This window comes from Thalassospira sp. TSL5-1, from assembly GCF_001907695.1.
Lineage (GTDB): Bacteria > Pseudomonadota > Alphaproteobacteria > Rhodospirillales > Thalassospiraceae > Thalassospira.
Window position 1 is genome coordinate 1,610,157 of the sequence record NZ_KV880637.1, and the last position, 18,645, is coordinate 1,628,801.

At 53.1% G+C, this 18,645-nt stretch carries 20 protein-coding genes and 1 riboswitch; of the genes, 18 read left to right on the forward strand and 2 right to left on the reverse strand.

Translation table 11 applies throughout. From position 1 onward, the window contains the following. Nucleotides 1-11: 11 nt before the first annotated feature. The 4 genes from LF95_RS07555 to ribB all read left to right on the forward strand — a co-directional run bounded on the left by LF95_RS07555 (nucleotide 12) and on the right by ribB (nucleotide 3,941). Nucleotides 12-644 carry an anthranilate synthase component II gene (locus tag LF95_RS07555; RefSeq protein ID WP_073954367.1) on the forward strand — a complete coding sequence of 211 codons (633 nt, stop codon included), beginning with the start codon at nucleotides 12-14 and terminating at the stop codon, nucleotides 642-644. After that, nucleotides 644-1,498 (forward strand): aminotransferase class IV, encoded by an 855-nt coding sequence (locus LF95_RS07560; protein ID WP_073954368.1) that lies wholly within the window; start codon nucleotides 644-646, stop codon nucleotides 1,496-1,498. The genes LF95_RS07555 and LF95_RS07560 overlap by 1 nt, the downstream gene beginning before the upstream one ends. 47 nt (nucleotides 1,499-1,545) lie before the next feature. After that, entirely contained in the window at nucleotides 1,546-2,826 is a 1,281-nt protein-coding gene (locus LF95_RS07565) for an EAL domain-containing protein (protein ID WP_073954369.1), read from the forward strand. Nucleotides 2,827-2,977: 151 nt separating this feature from the next. Next, nucleotides 2,978-3,125: riboswitch (FMN riboswitch) on the forward strand. A 147-nt stretch (nucleotides 3,126-3,272) separates the two neighbouring features. After that, entirely contained in the window at nucleotides 3,273-3,941 is a 669-nt protein-coding gene (gene ribB / locus LF95_RS07570; protein ID WP_073954370.1) for a 3,4-dihydroxy-2-butanone-4-phosphate synthase, read from the forward strand. An 89-nt stretch (nucleotides 3,942-4,030) separates the two neighbouring features. On the opposite strand, the gene xth is transcribed toward ribB, so the two are convergent. Together xth and erpA are read right to left on the reverse strand one after the other, a co-directional pair. Beyond that, nucleotides 4,031-4,810, reverse strand: a complete 780-nt coding sequence (gene xth, locus LF95_RS07575) for an exodeoxyribonuclease III (RefSeq protein WP_073954371.1) — start codon at nucleotides 4,808-4,810, stop codon at nucleotides 4,031-4,033. 95 nt (nucleotides 4,811-4,905) lie between these two features. Next, complete coding sequence (gene erpA / locus LF95_RS07580; protein WP_073954372.1) at nucleotides 4,906-5,247, reverse strand: iron-sulfur cluster insertion protein ErpA; 342 nt, start codon at nucleotides 5,245-5,247, stop codon at nucleotides 4,906-4,908. Nucleotides 5,248-5,491: 244 nt separating this feature from the next. On the opposite strand from erpA, the gene argS reads away from it, so the two are divergent. The 14 genes from argS to LF95_RS07650 all read left to right on the forward strand — a co-directional run bounded on the left by argS (nucleotide 5,492) and on the right by LF95_RS07650 (nucleotide 18,632). After that, nucleotides 5,492-7,243: an arginine--tRNA ligase gene (gene argS / locus LF95_RS07585; protein ID WP_073954373.1), complete on the forward strand. Its 1,752-nt coding sequence runs from the start codon at nucleotides 5,492-5,494 to the stop codon at nucleotides 7,241-7,243. 2 nt (nucleotides 7,244-7,245) lie between these two features. Then, nucleotides 7,246-8,097, forward strand: a complete 852-nt coding sequence (locus LF95_RS07590) for an SPOR domain-containing protein (protein WP_073954374.1) — start codon at nucleotides 7,246-7,248, stop codon at nucleotides 8,095-8,097. Then, entirely contained in the window at nucleotides 8,084-9,157 is a 1,074-nt protein-coding gene (nagZ, locus tag LF95_RS07595) for a beta-N-acetylhexosaminidase (protein WP_252509691.1), read from the forward strand. The genes LF95_RS07590 and nagZ overlap by 14 nt, the downstream gene beginning before the upstream one ends. Continuing rightward, entirely contained in the window at nucleotides 9,154-9,837 is a 684-nt protein-coding gene (locus tag LF95_RS07600; RefSeq protein WP_083607556.1) for a site-2 protease family protein, read from the forward strand. Before nagZ ends, LF95_RS07600 begins: the two co-directional genes overlap by 4 nt. A 38-nt stretch (nucleotides 9,838-9,875) precedes the next feature. Continuing rightward, nucleotides 9,876-10,859: a segregation and condensation protein A gene (locus LF95_RS07605; RefSeq protein ID WP_083607557.1), complete on the forward strand. Its 984-nt coding sequence runs from the start codon at nucleotides 9,876-9,878 to the stop codon at nucleotides 10,857-10,859. Continuing rightward, entirely contained in the window at nucleotides 10,846-11,601 is a 756-nt protein-coding gene (scpB, locus tag LF95_RS07610; protein ID WP_143181965.1) for an SMC-Scp complex subunit ScpB, read from the forward strand. The genes LF95_RS07605 and scpB overlap by 14 nt, the downstream gene beginning before the upstream one ends. A 141-nt stretch (nucleotides 11,602-11,742) precedes the next feature. Next, the gene (locus tag LF95_RS07615; protein ID WP_073954377.1) at nucleotides 11,743-12,786 is read left to right on the forward strand and encodes an ABC transporter ATP-binding protein; all 1,044 of its coding nucleotides are present in this window, start codon (nucleotides 11,743-11,745) and stop codon (nucleotides 12,784-12,786) included. Nucleotides 12,787-12,899: 113 nt separating this feature from the next. Then, on the forward strand, nucleotides 12,900-13,121 hold the full coding sequence (locus LF95_RS07620) for a Sec-independent protein translocase subunit TatA/TatB (RefSeq protein WP_073954378.1): 222 nt from the start codon (nucleotides 12,900-12,902) through the stop codon (nucleotides 13,119-13,121). 41 nt (nucleotides 13,122-13,162) lie between these two features. Continuing rightward, on the forward strand, nucleotides 13,163-13,636 hold the full coding sequence (tatB, locus tag LF95_RS07625) for a Sec-independent protein translocase protein TatB (RefSeq protein WP_073954379.1): 474 nt from the start codon (nucleotides 13,163-13,165) through the stop codon (nucleotides 13,634-13,636). A gap of 8 nt (nucleotides 13,637-13,644) precedes the next feature. Next, nucleotides 13,645-14,619, forward strand: coding sequence for a twin-arginine translocase subunit TatC (gene tatC / locus LF95_RS07630; RefSeq protein WP_168173685.1), 975 nt, complete (start codon nucleotides 13,645-13,647; stop codon nucleotides 14,617-14,619). 101 nt (nucleotides 14,620-14,720) lie between these two features. Beyond that, entirely contained in the window at nucleotides 14,721-15,998 is a 1,278-nt protein-coding gene (gene serS, locus LF95_RS07635) for a serine--tRNA ligase (RefSeq protein ID WP_073954381.1), read from the forward strand. A 9-nt stretch (nucleotides 15,999-16,007) separates the two neighbouring features. Next, nucleotides 16,008-16,775: a 5'/3'-nucleotidase SurE gene (surE, locus tag LF95_RS07640; protein WP_073954382.1), complete on the forward strand. Its 768-nt coding sequence runs from the start codon at nucleotides 16,008-16,010 to the stop codon at nucleotides 16,773-16,775. 11 nt (nucleotides 16,776-16,786) lie between these two features. Next, complete coding sequence (locus tag LF95_RS07645) at nucleotides 16,787-17,425, forward strand: protein-L-isoaspartate(D-aspartate) O-methyltransferase (protein WP_073954920.1); 639 nt, start codon at nucleotides 16,787-16,789, stop codon at nucleotides 17,423-17,425. Between the two features lie 70 nt (nucleotides 17,426-17,495). Beyond that, on the forward strand, nucleotides 17,496-18,632 hold the full coding sequence (locus LF95_RS07650; protein WP_252509692.1) for a peptidoglycan DD-metalloendopeptidase family protein: 1,137 nt from the start codon (nucleotides 17,496-17,498) through the stop codon (nucleotides 18,630-18,632). Nucleotides 18,633-18,645 lie beyond the last annotated feature (13 nt).

The window sequence follows — 18,645 nt, forward strand, 5'->3', positions numbered from 1 at the left end:
AGACATCCCGCGTGATCTTGCTGATCGATAACTACGATTCGTTTGTTTTTAACCTGGCCCGCTATGTGCGAGAGCTGGGACGCGAGGTGATGGTGGTCAGAAATGATGCCATTGATCCGGTTATACTTCGCCGGATGGCACCTGCCGCTGTTATTTTATCGCCGGGCCCCTGTGCGCCGGACCAGGCCGGGCAGTGCCTGAATATCGTGCGTGAAAATGGGGCGGAATTTCCAATACTTGGGGTGTGTTTGGGGCATCAGGTCATTGCCCAGGCATTTGGGGGGGCGATTGTCCGGGCCAAACGCCCGCTACATGGCAAGACGACACCAATTACGCATCAGGCAAGGGGGCTGTTTAAGGCGCTGCCCAATCCGCTGACGGTGACACGCTATCATTCCTTGATTGCTGAATTACCTTATAATCACTGCCCCCTGGAAATAACGGCCCAAAGTGCCGAGGGCGAGATTATGGCACTGGCTCATAAAAGCCTGCCCTTATACGGGGTTCAGTTTCATCCCGAGGCTGTGTTGACCGCGCACGGGCATGATCTGTTGCAGAACTTTTTGACGATTGCTGATCGGTTTAACGCATCAAAAAAAGGGCATTCCGATACCGGGTCCCGGACTCTAAAGGTTGTCATTTAATGTTGTGGTTCAATGGTAAATTCCTGGCGCAAACGGATGCCTTGCTTCCGGTGCAGGATCGCGGTTTTTTGCTGGGGGATGGGGTTTTTGAAACCATGTGTGCGACGCAAGGCAAAGTAATTTGGTTGTCGCGTCACATAAAAAGAATAACGCAATCAATTGATAAATTGGGTCTTTTTTTTGTAAATCTGCCCAAAGAAGATGAACTGGCTGCGATTATCGCAACGTTATGCCGGGACATCACGAGCCCGCATGCGGTGATACGTCTTACGGTCTCGCGCGGGCAGGGCGGACAGGGCCTTTTGCCGCGTGGTGTGACGGATGCAGCTGTTTTGATAACCGCGAAACCGTTTGATCCGGGGGCAAGTAAGAGCACGGTTTCTCTGGCTGTATCGGAACAGGTACGGCGAAATCCCTGGTCGGTAGCAAGTCGCGTTAAAAGTCTGAATTACCTAGATAACATCGTCGCACGGCAGGAGGCGGACGTTCAAGGGGCAGGGGATAGCCTGATTTTGACCCAGGATGGCTTTGTTGGTGAAACGACCATTGCCAATATTTTTGCCCTTTTGGGGCACGTATTGCGCACGCCATCCCATCAAACCGGGATATTTGCGGGTTTGGCACGGGCGGAGACTATTGATTGGGCGCAAAGAAATCACATCTCGATATGTTACGATCCGCTGCCTGTTGCGGAACTTTACCGATCAGATAGTGTTTTTATTTGTAATGCCTTACGGGGTGCTTGCGAGGTCCGGGAGGTGAATGGCCGACAAATCGTGCCATCCGAACACGGATTAAAAACATATGACAAGATTTCGCAACATCTTGAAAAAAGTATCAGGGGTGCCGGTTAATTGTCATTTGGCTCTTGTGCACCCCGAACGATGAGAGTTGGGAGACGATGGGCGAAAACGGCAAACTAAAGGAAATTCCAGTCATCCGCTTGCTGGAGTTTTTGAAAAAGAATGACCAGTCTGGCAAGAAGCTGTTTGTTGGCCTGCTGGACGTCCCTGTTTCCTTAAGATTATACCCCGAAGATTACGCCTTGCTGATGCGCGAGGGGTTTCGTTTGCTGCCCGAGCGGACCCAGCAATACAAACTGGATAATGGTATGGTTGCCTTTGTGCGACTAGGGCGTGGTTTTGGTAATGTAGATCCGTTTGTCGATAGTATTTCCGCAATGCTTGAACAGGTGATATCGCGGCAGGGTTTGGGAAGTTTTCCCGAAAATTTGTGGAATGAATTTCGCTGGCCCGATGACGATGCCGCCTTGCAAACCATACTTGGCATCGACGAAAAAAAGGCGTTGCTGCCCACTGGCAAAAAGAAAATCGATTTGGCAAATATGCTAAAGAACGCCATTTCAAAAGAAGCAGTTTACGATTCCTGCCGCCGTCAGGCCATTCTGGAAATTCGCGATACGCAGCGCGAAATTATCGGTCATGAATTATATTGTTCGCTGGATTTTCTGCGCCACAATCACTTGTCGAGCTTTCAGCTTGAGGGGCCAGGTGAAATTGAAATCCTGTCGCGGGTGCTTGACGAAAAGGTGATGGCCTTAACCGAGCAATTGGCCCCGCGTATTTTGCCTGATGTGCTTCATTTAAACATCCAGGTGCAAACCATCTTTTCCGATGCGTTTACCAGTTTCCTTGATAGTGGTGATAGCCGTTTTGCCCGTAATCTTGCCATCGAGGTATCGCTGGAAAATGCTATAGCCGACTGGTGGGAATTTGAAGATGCCTGCAAATTGCTGCAATCGGCAGGCGTGCGCGTGGGCCTGGATCGGATCACGCTGCCGGCACTTGAATTTTTATCGCCGCGTAAAATCAAGGTCGATTTTCTTAAGGTTATTTGGGATCAAAATATTATTGGTTCCAAACGCGCAACAGTTGCCCAGCGTCTGCGGGAATTTGCCACCGTGCTTGGAAGCCGCAATATGATCTTGACGCGCTGCGACACCCGAACTGCCTTGCGGATGGGGCGCAGCCTTGGTGTGGATGCCTTTCAGGGCAGTTATGTCGATGCCCTGTTGGGGGCTTATCTGGCTGAGGAATGTAATTCTCCACACGCAGCAGGAAACGAGCGCCGCTGTGCCGTTTGCCAGTGGGCCCCGCGCGAAACCGAAAGCAACGGGTGCAGTTTCCATTTCCGTGCGGGCAAAGTCCTGCCCCCCTTGTGATGCCCTAAAATGGGGCTAAATATTTGGTTTCTTCCGTTTATATCCGGTCTGTCACAAGCAGTTGTTAAGGTTTGCGCTTGCCAAGCCCGGTTTGATTTTTTACTGTCGCGCTATCGGTCAAATGTTGGCCGGTATGTCGTTATTAAACGGCGCTTATTCTCAGGGCAGGGTGTAATTCCTGACCGGCGGTAACCCCAAAAGGGAAGCCCGCGAGCGCCTGGCGGTTCATCTGCCAGGGTCTAGCAGATCTGGTGTAAATCCAGAGCCGACGGTAATAGTCCGGATGGGAGAGGATAAAGCGTGACAAAATGGGACGGGCGGAAATTTTTTCGCCTTATTGTTCTGTTTTGTCGGGTATCGACAAAGGACGGTACAGCTTTGTGCCGGGTCTTTGACCTTTCTTGCGTGCCCTGATTCGTAAGCCGCCATTATTATGGAGGACGGTTATGAATCAGAGTGTTCATCAGGAACCCACATTGTCGCTGTTTGGCGATCCAATGGCCCGTATGGAACGTGCCATTGCCGATTTGCAGGCGGGCAAAGGGGTTCTGGTTGTCGATGACGAAGATCGCGAAAATGAAGGCGATCTGATTTTTTCAGCACAGCATCTTACCAATGAACAGATGGCGATGATGATTCGCGACTGTTCCGGCATTGTGTGCCTGTGTTTGACGGATGCCCAGGCCACGGTGCTTGATTTGCCGCCAATGGTGGCAAACAATACATCAAGCATGGGAACGGGCTTTACCGTATCGATCGAGGCCAGGGTTGGTGTGACCACCGGTGTTTCGGCTGCCGACCGTGTTACCACGGTCAAGGCTGCGACCGCTGACGGGGCAAAAGCCGATGATTTGGCCCGTCCGGGGCATATTTTCCCGCTGCGCGCCCGCGCCGGTGGTGTTCTGGAACGCCGGGGCCATACCGAAGCCACGGTTGATTTGATGCGTCTTTCCGGCCTGAAACCGTCGGGTGTCCTGTGCGAAGTGACCAACCCGGATGGTACAATGGCGCGGTTGCCTGAACTGGTGGCTTATGCACAAAAGCACGATATGGTCGTGATCAGTATTGAAGATATTGCGGCCTATCGTCTTTCTATGCAGGAAGCAGCTGAATAGGCTTTATACGCCAGGCCAATATGATGATTGAAAAAGGGACGGCGTTTATGCTGTCCCTTTTTGTGGTTCATGCCAGATATTAGTCGCGATCAATCGTCGATCATGCACCAGACAGGGGTGTGGTCTGATGCCTTTTCCTTGCCGCGCGGTTCGCGGTCGATGTCGGATGCGCTTAATCTGTCTGCTGCTGCCGGCGTTAGCAATAAATGGTCAATGCGCAGGCCATTATCCTTGTTCCAGGCACCGGCGCGATAATCCCACCAGCTATATTGATGGCCGCTGGCATTGAAAGTGCGGAAGGCATCAGTATAACCCATATTCATCATGGTACGCAGGCGCTTGCGTTCCTGGGTGGAGCACAGGACCTTTTCGTGCAGCTTTTCCGGGTCGTAAACATCGGAATCATCGGGCGCGATGTTATAATCGCCGCCCATCACGGCAGCTTCACCGCTGGCAAAAATGTCGTCAAAGCGGGTAATCAACCGGTCGAGGAAATTTAGTTTATAGGCAAATTTTTCGGACCCGACTTCGGTGCCCATCGGCACATAGATGGAGGCAACCCGAACCGGGTTTTCACCGGAAATGACGGCTTCTATATATCGTGCCTGGTCATCTTCATCATTGCCGGGAAGGCCACGCTGCACATCCTCGATCGGGAATTTCGATAGAATGGCAACACCGTTATAGGTTTTTTGCCCGTGGACCGCGATGTTATAGCCCAGATCCTCGATTTCCATTGCTGGGAAACCGTCATCCACGGTTTTGGTTTCCTGTAGCAAAACAACATCGGGTGCTGCGGCTTCCAGCCATTCGAGGATATTGGGCAGGCGTGCCTTGATCGAGTTGACGTTCCAGGTGGCGATTTTCATTGGGTCCTCGAATTTGCCTAAACAGTGCCGAAAAAGAAAACGGGACCTGCGATACCACAGGTCCCGAAAATATTTAACGCTTTAACAGCGGCCGATCAAATCGAGAAACTTGATCCGCAGCCACACGAGGACGACGCATTGGGGTTATTCACCCGGAATGCAGCGCCCACCAGTTCACGGACAAAGTCGATTTCGGCACCGCCCAACAGGTCAAGCGACACTTCGTCGACAACCATTTTGGCACCGTGATTTTCAAAGACATGGTCGTCGCTGCCGTTTTTGTCATCCAGCGAGAATTCATACTGAAAACCGCTGCAACCACCGCCTGAAACCTGAAGGCGCAGCATAAGGTCGCTGTTGCCTTCATTTTTGATCAGTTCCTGAATCCGCGTTGCGGCACTTTCTGTCATCTGTACTTGCCGGGATGCTTCCGCCATTTACATGCTCCTTGACGCTCAACCCAACGAAGGGGAATTTTCATTCTGAACATGATTTTACCATATTCAGACATATGTGTTTAAGCTGTATTTAGCGCGTCTGTGCCAAATGTCAAAACACAGGATCGGCAAGGCTGCCATGTTGTTGGCAGCCGCTGCTTGCGTTTTGCGATGAAATGGCTCAAAACACCGGCAGACTGTTGGCCTTTGGTCACAACTCACAACCGCAAAAGTCTTTAATGTCATGAATGTTTTCAGCCAGTTGAAAAGCGATATCGAAGGGCAAATTGCCGCCCTTCAAACCGAGGGCGTCCTGAGTGGCGAAATTGATACCGCACGTATCACGGTCGAACCGCCGCGCGACCCGTCGCACGGGGATGCCGCAACCAATGCCGCCATGCTGCTGGCGAAGCCTGCGGGGATGAAGCCGCGCGATCTGGCCGAAAAGCTGGCCGAAAAATTGCGCACCGTTCCCGGTATTGCCGCTGTTGAAATTGCCGGTCCCGGTTTTATCAATTTGCGTATGGCAAATGATTTTTGGCTCTCGCAAATTACCGAGGTTCTGAATGTCGGCACGGCCTATGGCAACAGCGACCTGGGGCAGGGCGAACGTGTAAACGTCGAATATGTTTCTGCCAATCCGACGGGGCCAATGCATGTTGGTCACTGCCGTGGGGCCGTTGTTGGTGATGTTTTGGCAAACCTGCTGGCAAAGGCAGGGTACGACGTTACCAAGGAATATTATGTCAATGATGCCGGTGCCCAGGTTGATGTTTTGGCCCGCTCCCTGCATTTGCGCTATCGCGAGGCATTGGGCCAGGATATTGGTAAAATTCCAGCTGGCCTGTATCCTGGCGACTATCTGGTGGCGCCGGGCAAGAAACTTGCCGCGCGTGACGGGGATAAATGGCTTGATCAGCCGGAAGATGCTTGGCTACAGGAATTCAGGGGCTTCGCCATTTCTGAAATGATGGGGCTGATCCGCGAAGATCTGGCCCAGCTTGGTGTCGAGCATGACGTGTTCACATCTGAAGCCGCTTTGGTTGCTGCGGGCAAGGTTCAGTCTGCCTTTGATTATCTGGAAGGTAAGGGCGATATTTATGTCGGTGTGCTCGAGCCGCCAAAAGGCAAAACGCCTGATGACTGGGAACCGCGTCCGCAAACCCTGTTTCGTTCAACCGATTTTGGCGACGATGTTGACCGTCCGCTGAAAAAGTCAGACGGAAGCTGGACTTATTTTGCCTCTGACATTGCCTGCCATTTCGATAAATATGAACGTGGTTTTGCGACCATGATTGATATTTTTGGTGCCGATCACGGCGGATATGTCAAACGCATGAAGGCCGCCACCAAGGCCATCACCAATGGCAAAGGCGAACTTGATGTCAAACTTTGCCAGTTGGTGAACCTTTTTGACAACGGCGAACCGGTTAAGATGTCAAAACGTTCCGGCACGTTTGTCACCCTGAAAGAGGTGGTTGAAACGGTTGGCAAGGATGTTGTCCGTTTCATCATGCTGACGCGCAAAAATGATGCGACGCTGGATTTTGATTTTGCCAAAGTGACAGAGCAGTCAAAAGACAACCCGGTCTTTTATGTGCAATATGCTCATGCCCGGATCAGCTCGGTATTCCGTCAGGCGCGCGAAGCCTTTACCAATGTCAATTTTTCCGATGCAGCCCTGGCTGGATGTGATCTTTCGGTGCTGAATTCGGAAGAAGAAATGCGCTTGGTGCGTCGCGTTGCCGAATGGCCGCGTATCATCGAGCAGGCAGCAACCGCGCATGAACCGCATCGTATTGCCTTTTTCCTTGGCGAAGTGGCAGCAGATTTCCATTCCCTGTGGAACCGGGGCCGCGATAACACCGAACTGCGTTTTATCAAGGCTGATGACCTTGCCGCAACCCAGGCCCGGCTGGCGATGATTCGTGCGGTCGCCCTGGTGATTGCATCGGGTCTGGCCGTTGTTGGTGTTAGCCCGCTCGAGGAGATGTAAGCATGTCCGGGGATCACAGCCGCGGATTATACGCCGAAAACCGCCGCACACCGCCGGGAACACCGGGCGGGAGTGGATGGAAACGGGGTGCCGCGACTGTGATCCTGGGTATTGCCGTTATTGGGGGTGGTATTGGTTTTGGGGCCTGGTGGTTTTATGGTCATGGCCAGCATGTCATGCAGGAAGGCGACCTTCCTGTCCTGATGCCGGAAGGCGGACCGGTCAAGGTTCGGCCAGACAATCCTGGCGGCATGGAAGTGCCCCATCGTGATACCACCATTTATCAGGAACTTGATGATAGCGGCGGGGATGTTGCCGTTGTCATTGAACCCATTCCCGATATGCCACGGGCACCCGAGGCATCCGAACTGGGGCCGCCACCTGATGCGCGCAAAATTGTTGGTGGTGAAATGGACATTTCCGCTGGCACGGATATGAATGGCCCTGAAAGTGGGGAACCGGCAACGGACCCGCAAAAACAGGCCGCCACGACGCCGGTAAAGCCAACGGTTCCTGTAACGTCCAACCCGCAAACTTCAACAGGCACGCCGGGTGTAAAAGCAGATGGTGCTGGCGTTCCGGCTACGGTTGATGCTGGATCTGAAGGGGAATTTCGTATCCAGATGGCTTCCTTTCGCGAGCAGGGGCAAGCCAGTGTGGCATGGAATAAAATATCTTCCGAGAACAAAGATTTACTGAGTAATCTTAAGATGTTTGTCCAGAAAGTCGATTTGGGCGACAAAGGTATTTTCTATCGGTTGCAGGCGGGGCCACTGGATGGTCGGGCGGCAGCCGATAAAATCTGTTCTGAACTGAAACAACGTAATGTGGGGTGCCTCAGTGTCCGGCCTTGAGTTAAAGCGACCCAAAGCCTGTATCCTTGGACTTGAAGGAACGGCATTAAGTAATTGGGAAAAAGGTTTTTTTCGCGAGGCAGATCCGTATGGTTTCATCCTATTCGCGCGCAATGTGGTCGACCCTGACCAGCTGAAACGGCTGACCATGGAATTGCGCGACATGACCGGGCGCAGCAATTTGCCCATTCTGGTCGATCAGGAGGGCGGGCGTGTTGCGCGGTTAAAGCCGCCGCATTGGCGCAAAATGCCCGCTGCGGGCGTATTTGGACAGTTATATGAGCAACGGCCCGAAGATGCCCGCGAGGCGGCCTATCTGAATGCGCGCCTGCTGGCTGCCGATCTGGTGGATGTTGGCATTTCGGTTGTTTGCGCCCCTGTGCTGGATCTTTATTTCCCGGGCATGAGCGATGTTGTCGGCGATCGTTCCTATGGCAGCGAAGTTGCCAATGTTGTCGCCCTTGCCAGTGCCGTTTCCGCGGGTTTGCTTGATGGCGGGATTATTCCCGTGATCAAGCATATTCCGGGCCACGGGCGTGCCGCCGTTGATAGCCACAAGGATTTGCCGGTGGTGACGGCTTCTAAAAGCAGCCTTTCGGTCAATGATTTTGAACCGTTCCGCCAGATGAAGGATATTTTGGCGGGAATGTCGGCACATATTCTGTTTACTGCGATTGATGATCAGCGTCCTGCAACGGTGTCACCAACGGTGATTCGGGATGTTATTCGCGGCGATATTGGCTTTGAAAACCTGCTGATCAGCGATGATTTGTCGATGGAGGCCCTTGGAGGGTCCATTGCCAGCCGGACGCATGAATGCCTGGCCGCAGGATGTGATATTGCGCTTCATTGCAATGGCAAACGCACGGAACTGGAACAGATTGTTTCCATGTCGCCCGCACTTGATGGTGTGGCTCTGGAACGTGCATTGGCTGTGACCAACCGTATATCTTCACTGAAAGGGGACGTGCCCGCCCGCCCGGTATTGGCGGACTGGAATGCGCGTCTTGCTCAGTTGCTTGCCCCTGTCTGGGCCCCGGCACAAGGAGAAGGTGCTTGAACCACGTCTTTGAAATGATTGTTTCGGCAACCACTTGGGTTTTGCCGGTGTTGTTTGCTGTGACATTTCACGAGGCTGCGCATGGTTTTGCTGCCAAGGCGTTTGGTGACGACACAGCCCAGCGTGCCGGGCGTCTGAGCCTTAATCCGATCCGCCATATTGACCCGGTGGGAACAATTGTTATTCCCGGTCTTTTGCTTTTGACAGGTGCGCCGTTTCTGTTTGGTTATGCCAAGCCTGTTCCGGTGGCCTTTCATCGACTGAGCCCGCAACGCCTGGGCATTATTGGTGTGGCCATTGCCGGACCGGCAATCAATATCGTTTTGGCGATTATTTCGATCATGCTGTTGGCCTGGCTGCCGTCGTTTTCGCCGGTTGTGAATGACTGGCTAGGCCGCACGTTGCAAAATTCGGTGGCACTCAATTGCGTCTTGGCCGTTTTCAACATGTTGCCCATTCCGCCTTTGGATGGCGGGCGCGTGTTAACTGCCATTTCACCCGCCCCGATGGCCCGTGTCTTGATGCGGATGGAAAAAGCAGGCATGGTTCTTCTGATTGCGCTGGTATTTCTGTTGCCTTATGCCACCGCCCAATTTGGTATTGATTTGCCGATTTTTCAGTGGCTTGTCATCGAACCGGCTTCGGCGTTGATCAATTTTCTGGCCAATATCATTACCTGATCATGCGATCCATTTTATTGCCGTTACACGAGAGTTGAATGGCCGAACCCGTTTCACCAGAAGCAAATATCAGTGACGAAGCTTTTGATGTTGCCCCCGTTGACGGGGGCAGTCTGGCGGATCGTCTTGTGCTGGATCTGGACGGTTTTGAAGGGCCGATCGACGTTCTGCTGGAACTGGCCCGAGATCAGAAGGTTGATATTATTCGTATATCGATCCTTGATCTGGCCGAACAGTTTTTACAATTTATCAGCCGCGCCCAGGAAATGCGCCTTGAACTGGCGGCGGATTATCTGGTCATGGCGGCATGGCTGGCCTATCTGAAATCCCGTTTGCTGTTGCCCAAACAGGATGACGACGAGGAAGAACTGAGTGCTGAAGAAATGGCCGAACTTTTGGCCTTTCAGTTGCGCCGTCTCGAAGCGATGAAAGCCGCCGGGGCAAAGCTATTGGAAGGCCCCAATCTGGGCCGTGATTTTTTTGCCCGTGGCGCGCCCGAGGAAATGAAGATTACGACATCATCGGTTTACGATGCGTCGCTTTATGACCTTTTGAAAGCCTATGCCCAGATCATGCTGACCGCCGAGGCCAAAACCCTCGAAATCGAGGCATTTGACCTTTATGCGATGGATGATGCCATTCGCCGCCTGCGTGACCTGTTTGGACGGCGGATTGTACCGCAATGGACATTGTTGCTGCAATTTATGCCACGCGGCCTGGGAACGCCTTTAAAAGCACGTTCGGCCCTTGCGGCCCATTTTGTTGCCAGCCTTGAAATGTGCCGCGATGGCGAACTTGAGATTTCGCAGGAGAAGGTTTTTGGGCCAATCATGCTGCGATCACCGCAAAAAAGGCGGGATGCCGACGGGGGCCGGTATGAGGGTGACAGTGCTGACGACGAGAATACGTTAACGGACGGGCAGGGCGGGCTGCCGGAAGATGTGATCGATGATGATCCATCCGGGGATTGGGACGAAGACGACGTAATTGAACGCAACGGGGACGATGATGAGCGCGGATAGCACCCAACAGCTTGAAATGGATGGCATGAACCAGAAACCTGCCATTGATTTGCAGCATTTGCGCATCATCGAAGCTGTGTTGTTTGCCTCAAGCGAGCCCCTGAGCGAAAAGCTGCTTGCCGCGCGATTGCCTGAGGATGCCAACATTGGCGAGATTCTGGCGGAATTACAGGAAACCTATGCTGAACGTGGGATCAATCTGGTGCATGTTGGCGAGAAATGGGCCTTTCGGACCGCCCTTGATCTTGCCGGGGACCTTCATGTTGAGGTCGAAAAGTCCAAAAAGATGACGCGCGCGACGCTGGAGACACTGGCGATCATTGCCTATCATGAACCCGTAACCCGTTCGGAAATCGAAGAAATTCGTGGTGTTGCCCTGTCCAAGGGGACACTTGATATTTTGCTTGAAGCAAAATGGATTCGTCCGCGTGGGCGCAAGCGTGTCCCGGGGCGCCCGGTTTTATGGGCTACGACGGATGAATTCCTCGATCATTTTGGCTTGCAAAATCGTGATGACCTGCCAGGGCTCTCGGATCTCAAGGCCGCTGGTTTGCTCGATAGCCGGCCTGGCATGGGCCGTTACGGGGCCAGTTCGGGCGAAGACAGCCTGCTTCCCGAGCCCGAGGATGACCCGGCGAGCACGGAATCCGCCGTGGAAGAGGCGCTTACCAGCCGGAACCTGGCCGAGCTGGATGCCGAGATTTATGCGGATTCTTTGCCCGGTGATGATCTGGAGTCCTGACAGTGTGTCATTATGGTCTGCTCGGCAAACTATTGCATGCCACGGATCATGCCGTTAAACCTGAAGCCGTAATTGAATTTCATTCGCATTACTGTATTAGGCCGTGATGCGCTGTCCGATAGAATCGCAAAAGGGTGTATAATGCCGGTTGGCCTGAGCCTTAGAAATGTCAGTCACGAATTTGGCAGCAGCCGGGTCCTGCGCGACATCAATTTTGATGTTGAACCGGGGGAACTGGTATGCCTGCTGGGGCCATCAGGTTGCGGTAAAACCACGGCCCTGCGCATTGCAGCGGGGCTGGAGCGGTTGCAGACCGGCACGGTTTTAATCCATGACGAGGTTGTGGCGTCCGCCGGCCAATATCTGGAACCCGAAAAGCGGGGCGTCGGGCTGGTTTTTCAGGATTATGCGCTGTTTCCGCATCTTGATGTAGCGGGAAATATCGGCTTCGGCTTGCGCCATATGGGAAATGCGCAACGCCAGCAGGCCGTTATCAACGCGCTGGAGCGGGTCGGTATGGCGGATTACGTTAACGCCTTTCCTCATCAATTGTCTGGCGGGCAGCAGCAGCGTATTGCGCTGGCCCGTGCTTTGGCTCCGGTGCCCCGCGTGATGTTGCTGGACGAGCCCTTTTCCGGGCTGGATGTTGCGCGCCGGGCGGAGCTACGCGACACGACGCTGCATGTTTTGAAAAATGCCGGTATTGCCACTGTAATGGTCACACATGACCCGGAAGAGGCCATGTATATGGGTGATCGCATTATTGTGATGAATGAAGGGCAGGTGATGCAGGATGGCACACCCGAGGATCTTTATTTTCATCCCGAAAACCATTTCGTCGCATCATTCTTTGGGGAGGTAAATGTTTTTCCATCACGGGTGGAGGGGACTGTTGCATCGACCCCGTTGGGGGATGTGGTTGTTGAAAATATGCCCAGTGGAACTGCAGTTGACGTACTGATCCGCCCTGAAGGACTGCGCATTGGATCACATGGCCGCGATGGGGATGTGCTTGCCAATATTGACGCCGTGCGTTCGCTGGGCGGTGTCAGTTTGATGCACCTTTCCATTCAGAACGGGCCCCATGTTCATGCCCGTGTCCCGCGTCCGCAGGTGGTTGATAAAGGCGGAGTGGTCTCTATAACGCTTGATCCCGAGATGACCTTCGTGTTTCCTAGAGACTAGAAAGGTGGCAGAAGCGTTAAATTGACAAACACCGCGTTGCGCGGTCACAGGCTTTCTGCCATTATCCCTTACCCCGTTTAAGGGGAGAGTACCGTATTGGGAGTAATAAGGTTATGAGTATCGGCGTCTGGCAAATTGTTCTGATCCTGGCCATCGTTCTGATTATTTTTGGTGCGGGCAAGCTGCCGCGTGTCATGGGAGATATGGGCAAGGGTATTCGTAGCTTTAAAGCCGGTATCAACGAAAAAGACGATGATGAATCCGGCAAAATCAGCAATAATAGCTCCGCTTCCGTTTCTAACGAAAGCAAAGACCAGGACTCGGTTAAGTCCTGATCCCGTCTGTCTGACTGGCCTTGCTCTAATAGGCGCTTTTCATGTTTGATATCGGTTGGACCGAAATGGCACTTGTGGCCGTCGTCGCGCTTTTTGTCGTCGGCCCCAAGGATCTGCCCCATGTTCTCTATAAAATGGCTCATTACTGGAAAAAAGTGCGCGGTATGGCGCGCGAATTCCAGGGTGGTATCGACAGCTTGATCCGAGAGGCCGAGCTTGACGAACTGCGCAAGCAGGCCAGTAGCGTTAATACCAGTGCCACCGAATTTCTGGAAAAGCAGATTGGTGGTGCTGACAGCAAGTCCGCTTCATCTGCTGAAAAAAAGGCAGATACTCCGTCGGTTCCGGCGGATGCGAAAATCCCGGCAAAATCTGATTCTGATAAAACGGCGACACCGGAAAAGCCGTCGTCAGATGCGGCGGCACAGCCCGCGACAGAAGCCGGAGATGGCGCGCAAGATAAACCCAAAGATCAACCTGAACCGGCAACCGTCCGGACCCAGCCGGAGAAATAGGCGTGAATATGCAGCTTCAAGACCCGCAGATGCCGATCATGGAGCATCTGATAGAGTTGCGGAATCGCCTGACCTGGTCGGTGCTGGCACTCTTTGTGACGTTTGGCATCTGCTATTATTTCGTCGAAGATATATATGGTTTTCTGGTGCGTCCCCTGGCTCAGGCGATGGGACCGGGCAGTGACCGACGGATGATTTATACCGCCTTGACGGAAGTTTTTTTCACTTACGTCAAGGTTTCGTTTTTTGCGGCCTGTTTCATCTCGACGCCGGTTGTGTTGGGCCAGATATGGGCGTTTGTCGCACCAGGGCTTTATAAAAACGAACGCAAGGCATTTTATCCGTTTCTGTTTGCCACCCCCATCCTGTTTTTTCTGGGCGGGGCGATGGTTTATTATTTCATTATGCCGCTGGCCTGGAAGTTCTTCCTCAGCTTTGAATCAACAGGTAGCCAGACGGGCCTGGCCATTCAGCTTGAAGCCAAGGTGGGGGAATATCTCTCGCTGGTGATGAAGCTGATTTTTGCTTTTGGCCTTAGTTTCCAGTTACCGGTTCTGCTTACCCTGATGGCGCGTGCCGGTTTGGTCACAGCACAGGGGCTGGCGAAAAAACGCAAATACGCCGTTGTTATTACATTCATTGCTGCCGCTATCATGACGCCGCCTGACCTGATTTCGCAGATCGGTCTCGCGGTGCCAATTATGCTGCTTTATGAAATCTCCATCATCATGGCCCGTATGAGCGAGCGCAAGCGCGCAGCAAGCATGGAAGAGGATGATCTGGACGATGAGGGCGCGCAGGATCATAGTGAGGATGATGTGAATGCGCAGTCTGCTGCTGCGGCGTCGGCTGGCAATATGGATGGTTCCTCCTCACGCGACGCTAGCGATGAAACATCGTCCAATGCCAAAAAGCAGTCAGATTCGTCTGCTTCCCGAATGTCGGGGGATGATGACGAAGATGATTTCAATAATGCCCGGTAATTAGACCTCGCAAAATACAAGAAATGCTTGGCGGGGTGGACCAACGGTTCACCCCGTCGTATAAGCAGCCCGAAAAATTCAGACAAATAAGGTGCGGTTTCATGCACGACATAAAATGGATTCGTGAAAATCCCGAGGCATTTGACGCAGCCATGAGCATGCGCAATGCCGATATTACAGCGGCACGCCTGATTGATATTGATGCCGAACGGCGCCGGCTGATGACCGAACATCAGGAATTGCTCGCACGCCGCAAAACCATTTCCGGTGACATCGGCAAGGCAAAAAAGAACGGAGAAAATGCCGACGAACTGATGGCTGAAATGGGTGGTCTTAAGGATCGCATCAAGGCCGCCGAAGATGGCCAGGCTGCGTTGAATGATCAGCTTGATCTTTTGTTGATGTCTTTCCCCAATATTCTTGATGCGTCGGTGCCCAAGGGGGCAGATGAAGACGAGAATGTTGAAATGCGTCGCTGGGGCACACCGGCCGAATTTGCCTTTACCCCGGCCGAACATTTCGACCTTGGCGAAAAGCTTGGCATGATGGATTTTGCCACGGCTGCGAAATTATCGGGATCGCGCTTTGTGATTTTGCGGGGCCAACTGGCGCGCCTTGAGCGGGCACTGGCACAGTTCATGATTGACCTGCATGTTAATGAGCATGGCTATGAGGAAACCACCACGCCGATGCTGGTGAAGGACGACGCCATGTTTGGTACAGGTCAGTTGCCAAAATTTGCCGAAGATTCCTTTAAAACCACCAATGACATGTGGCTGATTCCGACCTCGGAAGTCACCCTGACCAACCAGGTGGCAGGCGATATTATCGATGTGGCAAGTCTGCCGTTGCGTTATACCGCACTAACACAGTGTTTCCGCTCCGAGGCAGGCTCGGCCGGGCGTGATACCCGCGGCATGATCCGTCAGCATCAGTTTTCCAAGGTGGAAATGGTGTCGATTGTCGATCCCGATCAATCGGATGCCGAACTGGAACGCAAAACCAAATGCGCCGAAGAAGTGCTTGAGCGCCTTGGCCTGCCATATCGCACGATTTTGTTGTGTTCGGGCGATACTGGTTTTTCGGCCATGAAAACCTATGACATCGAAGTCTGGCTGCCGGGGCAGGGACGGTATCGCGAAATTTCCTCGTGTTCGAATACTGGTGAATTTCAGGCACGTCGCATGAATGCGCGTTGCCGTGGCCAGGGCGACAAGAAAAGCCGTTTTGTCCATACCCTGAATGGGTCGGGGCTGGCTGTCGGGCGGTGTTTAATTGCCGTCATGGAAAATTATCAGCAGGCTGATGGCTCCATTAAGGTTCCCGAAGCATTGTTGCCTTATATGGGCGGGCTGACTGAAATTTCCGCGACGAAGTAAGGTTTCTCGATGATCGATCTGCACAAGGCCCGCATTCTGATTTGCAATGATGATGGCATCGATGCACCGGGTATCAAACTGCTTGAAAGTCTGGCCCGGCAATTTTCAGATGATGTGTGGGTTGTGGCACCGTCGATTGAGCAAAGTGGCGCAGGGCATTCGCTTACCCTGCGTCGCCCGTTGCGCATTCATCAGCGTGATGATCGCCATTACGCTGTTGATGGCACACCGACGGATTGCGTTTTGCTTGCCCTGCAGGTGATCATGCGCGAAACACCCCCGGATATTGTTTTTTCCGGCATTAATCGCGGCGGCAATCTTGGCGAAGATGTGACCTATTCGGGTACGGTTGCCGCAGCAATGGAATCCGCATTGCTGAATGTTCCCGCTATGGCCTTTTCACAATATTTCACCCAAAAAATGGTCGATTGGGAAATTGCCAGGGCCCATTTGACCAACGTGGTTTCTTCACTTGTTACACAAGGGTGGCCGCGTAACGTTCTGATGAATGTGAATTTTCCAGAAAAGGAACGCGAGGGGGGTGCCAAAATTCGCATCACCCGACAGGGGCAGCGCAAAATTGGCGATCATGTTGCCCAACGTCTGGACCCGCACGGCGAACCCTATTATTGGGTGGGGGCCATTCGTTCGGAATTGCCCGAAAATGAAAACGCTGATTTACATGTGATCGAAAAGGGCGATATTTCTGTTACGCCCATCGGCCTTGATTTTACCGATAATGTGACCCTCGAAAAACTGACAAAGGCATTTCAGTGAGTACGTCTGCCATTGCCCGTACAGCCGAAATTGAAGTCCTGCTTGGCATTCTGCGCCAGGACGGCATTCATGACGAAGCCGTTTTAAGTGCTTTGGCAGATATTCCACGCGAATTGTTTGTTGCACCGCCCTTTGCCAGCCGCGCCTGGGAAAATGTTGCTTTGCCCATCAGCAAGGGGCAAACCATTTCCCAACCCTATATCGTTGCCCTGATGACCCAGGCGCTTCAGTTAAATGACCGCATGAAGGTGCTGGAGGTTGGTACGGGTTCAGGCTATCAGGCGGCCATCCTGGCCCGCCTTGCCCGTCGTGTGTACACCCTGGAACGCCACAAACCGCTGCTGCGCGAGGCTGAAGAACGGTTTCGCACGTTGGGGCTTCATACCATTTCAACCCTGCATGCCGATGGCGGGCTGGGCTGGAAGGCGCAGGCGCCTTTTGACCGTATCATCGTTACGGCATCTGCCCAGGATGTGCCGCCGGTTCTGGTCGATCAGCTGGCTATTGGTGGCATTATGGTGGTTCCGGTCGGCGAGGTTTCCCACACCCAGATTTTGTTGCGTGTGATGCGCACCCCGACCGGTATTGATGTAACGGAACTGATGCCGGTGCGTTTTGTGCCCATGCTGGCTGGTACCGAAGAATTTTAAAATCCCGTATTTTGTGAAAATTTCAATCTCGTTACCGATTGTTAACCGGTGATGCGGGAAAATCTGCGACATGATGAAAAATTATGTCAAACGCGTCGTTCATAATGTCCGGACGTTGCTGTTTGTCTGCGGGACAGCAGCAGCCCTTGGTGGGTGTTTGCTTAATTCCAAGCCCGTTCCGGTCGTTTATGGCGATGGCTCCAATTATTCGCTTTCGGCCATGCCGGATCTGCGCAATGGGGAACGTGTCATTACTGTTAAGCGCGGGGACAGCGTTTCGTTGCTGGCCGAACGGTATCATGCCGACTTTCGCAAGTTTGCTGCCAGAAACAATCTTAGCGCACCTTACGTGATTTACCCCGGCCAGCGGCTGGTTTTACCGCCCTGGCAGGCCGATTATGACAGCAGCCCGCCGGAAACGGCTGTGGCGCAATCCCGGTCCCGGTCGTCGGGTCGGAAAAATGTTGTTATTGCGGGGCGGTCCCAATCAGTTGAAATCACGTCGTCACCGTTGGCTTCACCCGCGCGGAGCGGGGAATCGCCTGACGATTCTTCGGCACAATCGGATCTCAGCCCGGTTACGGATATTACCGCATCCAAAAGCAAAGTTATTGCTGGCGCACGATTGCCTGTTCCTGGGATTAAACCGCAGGATATGGCAGCAAAGGCCGAACGGCAGTTTGCTTCGGCCAATAACTGGCATGAGTCAACAAAGAACACGGCTTCCAATAGCGGTGAGGGCGCAAGCACTGTTGCGTCGCGTGCGGTACCGCGGCCATCAAAAGTCAATGTTGATGATATTGTGCCAGCCGGTCGCCAGGGCTTTATCTGGCCGGTGCAGGGCAAGGTTGTGCTGGGTTATGGTGCAGGACCAGGCGGGCTGTTTAATGACGGCATTAACATTGCTGCCGAACGTGGCACGGCCATTATGGCAACGGATAATGGTGTTGTGACCTATGTTGGCAATGAACTGCGCGGTTTTGGCAATCTGATATTGATCAAGCATGCCGACGGTTATGTCTCGGCCTATGCCCATACTGAAAATCCGCTAGTGGCGCGCGGTGATATTGTCAGGCGGGGGCAGCAAATTTCCTCTGTCGGCTCTACCGGGGCGGTGAACCGGCCACAGCTTCATTTTGAAATTCGCCAAGGGCGCAAATCGCGCGATCCGGTAAAATATCTGCCTCAAGCCGTGGCTTCGCGTTAACAGTCAACAAACC

Bases quoted from the DNA above. Each gene is read 5' to 3' on its own strand.
- erpA (WP_073954372.1), bottom strand. From the start codon at position 5,247: ATGGCGGAAGCATCCCGGCAAGTACAGATGACAGAAAGTGCCGCAACG.
- LF95_RS07560 (WP_073954368.1), top strand. From the start codon at position 644: ATGTTGTGGTTCAATGGTAAATTCCTGGCGCAAACGGATGCCTTGCTT.
- scpB (WP_143181965.1), top strand. From the start codon at position 10,846: ATGAGCGCGGATAGCACCCAACAGCTTGAAATGGATGGCATGAACCAG.
- tatC (WP_168173685.1), top strand. From the start codon at position 13,645: ATGCAGCTTCAAGACCCGCAGATGCCGATCATGGAGCATCTGATAGAG.
- LF95_RS07620 (WP_073954378.1), top strand. From the start codon at position 12,900: ATGAGTATCGGCGTCTGGCAAATTGTTCTGATCCTGGCCATCGTTCTG.
- LF95_RS07590 (WP_073954374.1), top strand. From the start codon at position 7,246: ATGTCCGGGGATCACAGCCGCGGATTATACGCCGAAAACCGCCGCACA.
- surE (WP_073954382.1), top strand. From the start codon at position 16,008: ATGATCGATCTGCACAAGGCCCGCATTCTGATTTGCAATGATGATGGC.
- ribB (WP_073954370.1), top strand. From the start codon at position 3,273: ATGAATCAGAGTGTTCATCAGGAACCCACATTGTCGCTGTTTGGCGAT.
- LF95_RS07615 (WP_073954377.1), top strand. From the start codon at position 11,743: ATGCCGGTTGGCCTGAGCCTTAGAAATGTCAGTCACGAATTTGGCAGC.
- LF95_RS07605 (WP_083607557.1), top strand. From the start codon at position 9,876: ATGGCCGAACCCGTTTCACCAGAAGCAAATATCAGTGACGAAGCTTTT.
- LF95_RS07650 (WP_252509692.1), top strand. From the start codon at position 17,496: ATGATGAAAAATTATGTCAAACGCGTCGTTCATAATGTCCGGACGTTG.
- serS (WP_073954381.1), top strand. From the start codon at position 14,721: ATGCACGACATAAAATGGATTCGTGAAAATCCCGAGGCATTTGACGCA.
- xth (WP_073954371.1), bottom strand. From the start codon at position 4,810: ATGAAAATCGCCACCTGGAACGTCAACTCGATCAAGGCACGCCTGCCC.
- LF95_RS07565 (WP_073954369.1), top strand. From the start codon at position 1,546: ATGGGCGAAAACGGCAAACTAAAGGAAATTCCAGTCATCCGCTTGCTG.
- argS (WP_073954373.1), top strand. From the start codon at position 5,492: ATGAATGTTTTCAGCCAGTTGAAAAGCGATATCGAAGGGCAAATTGCC.
- tatB (WP_073954379.1), top strand. From the start codon at position 13,163: ATGTTTGATATCGGTTGGACCGAAATGGCACTTGTGGCCGTCGTCGCG.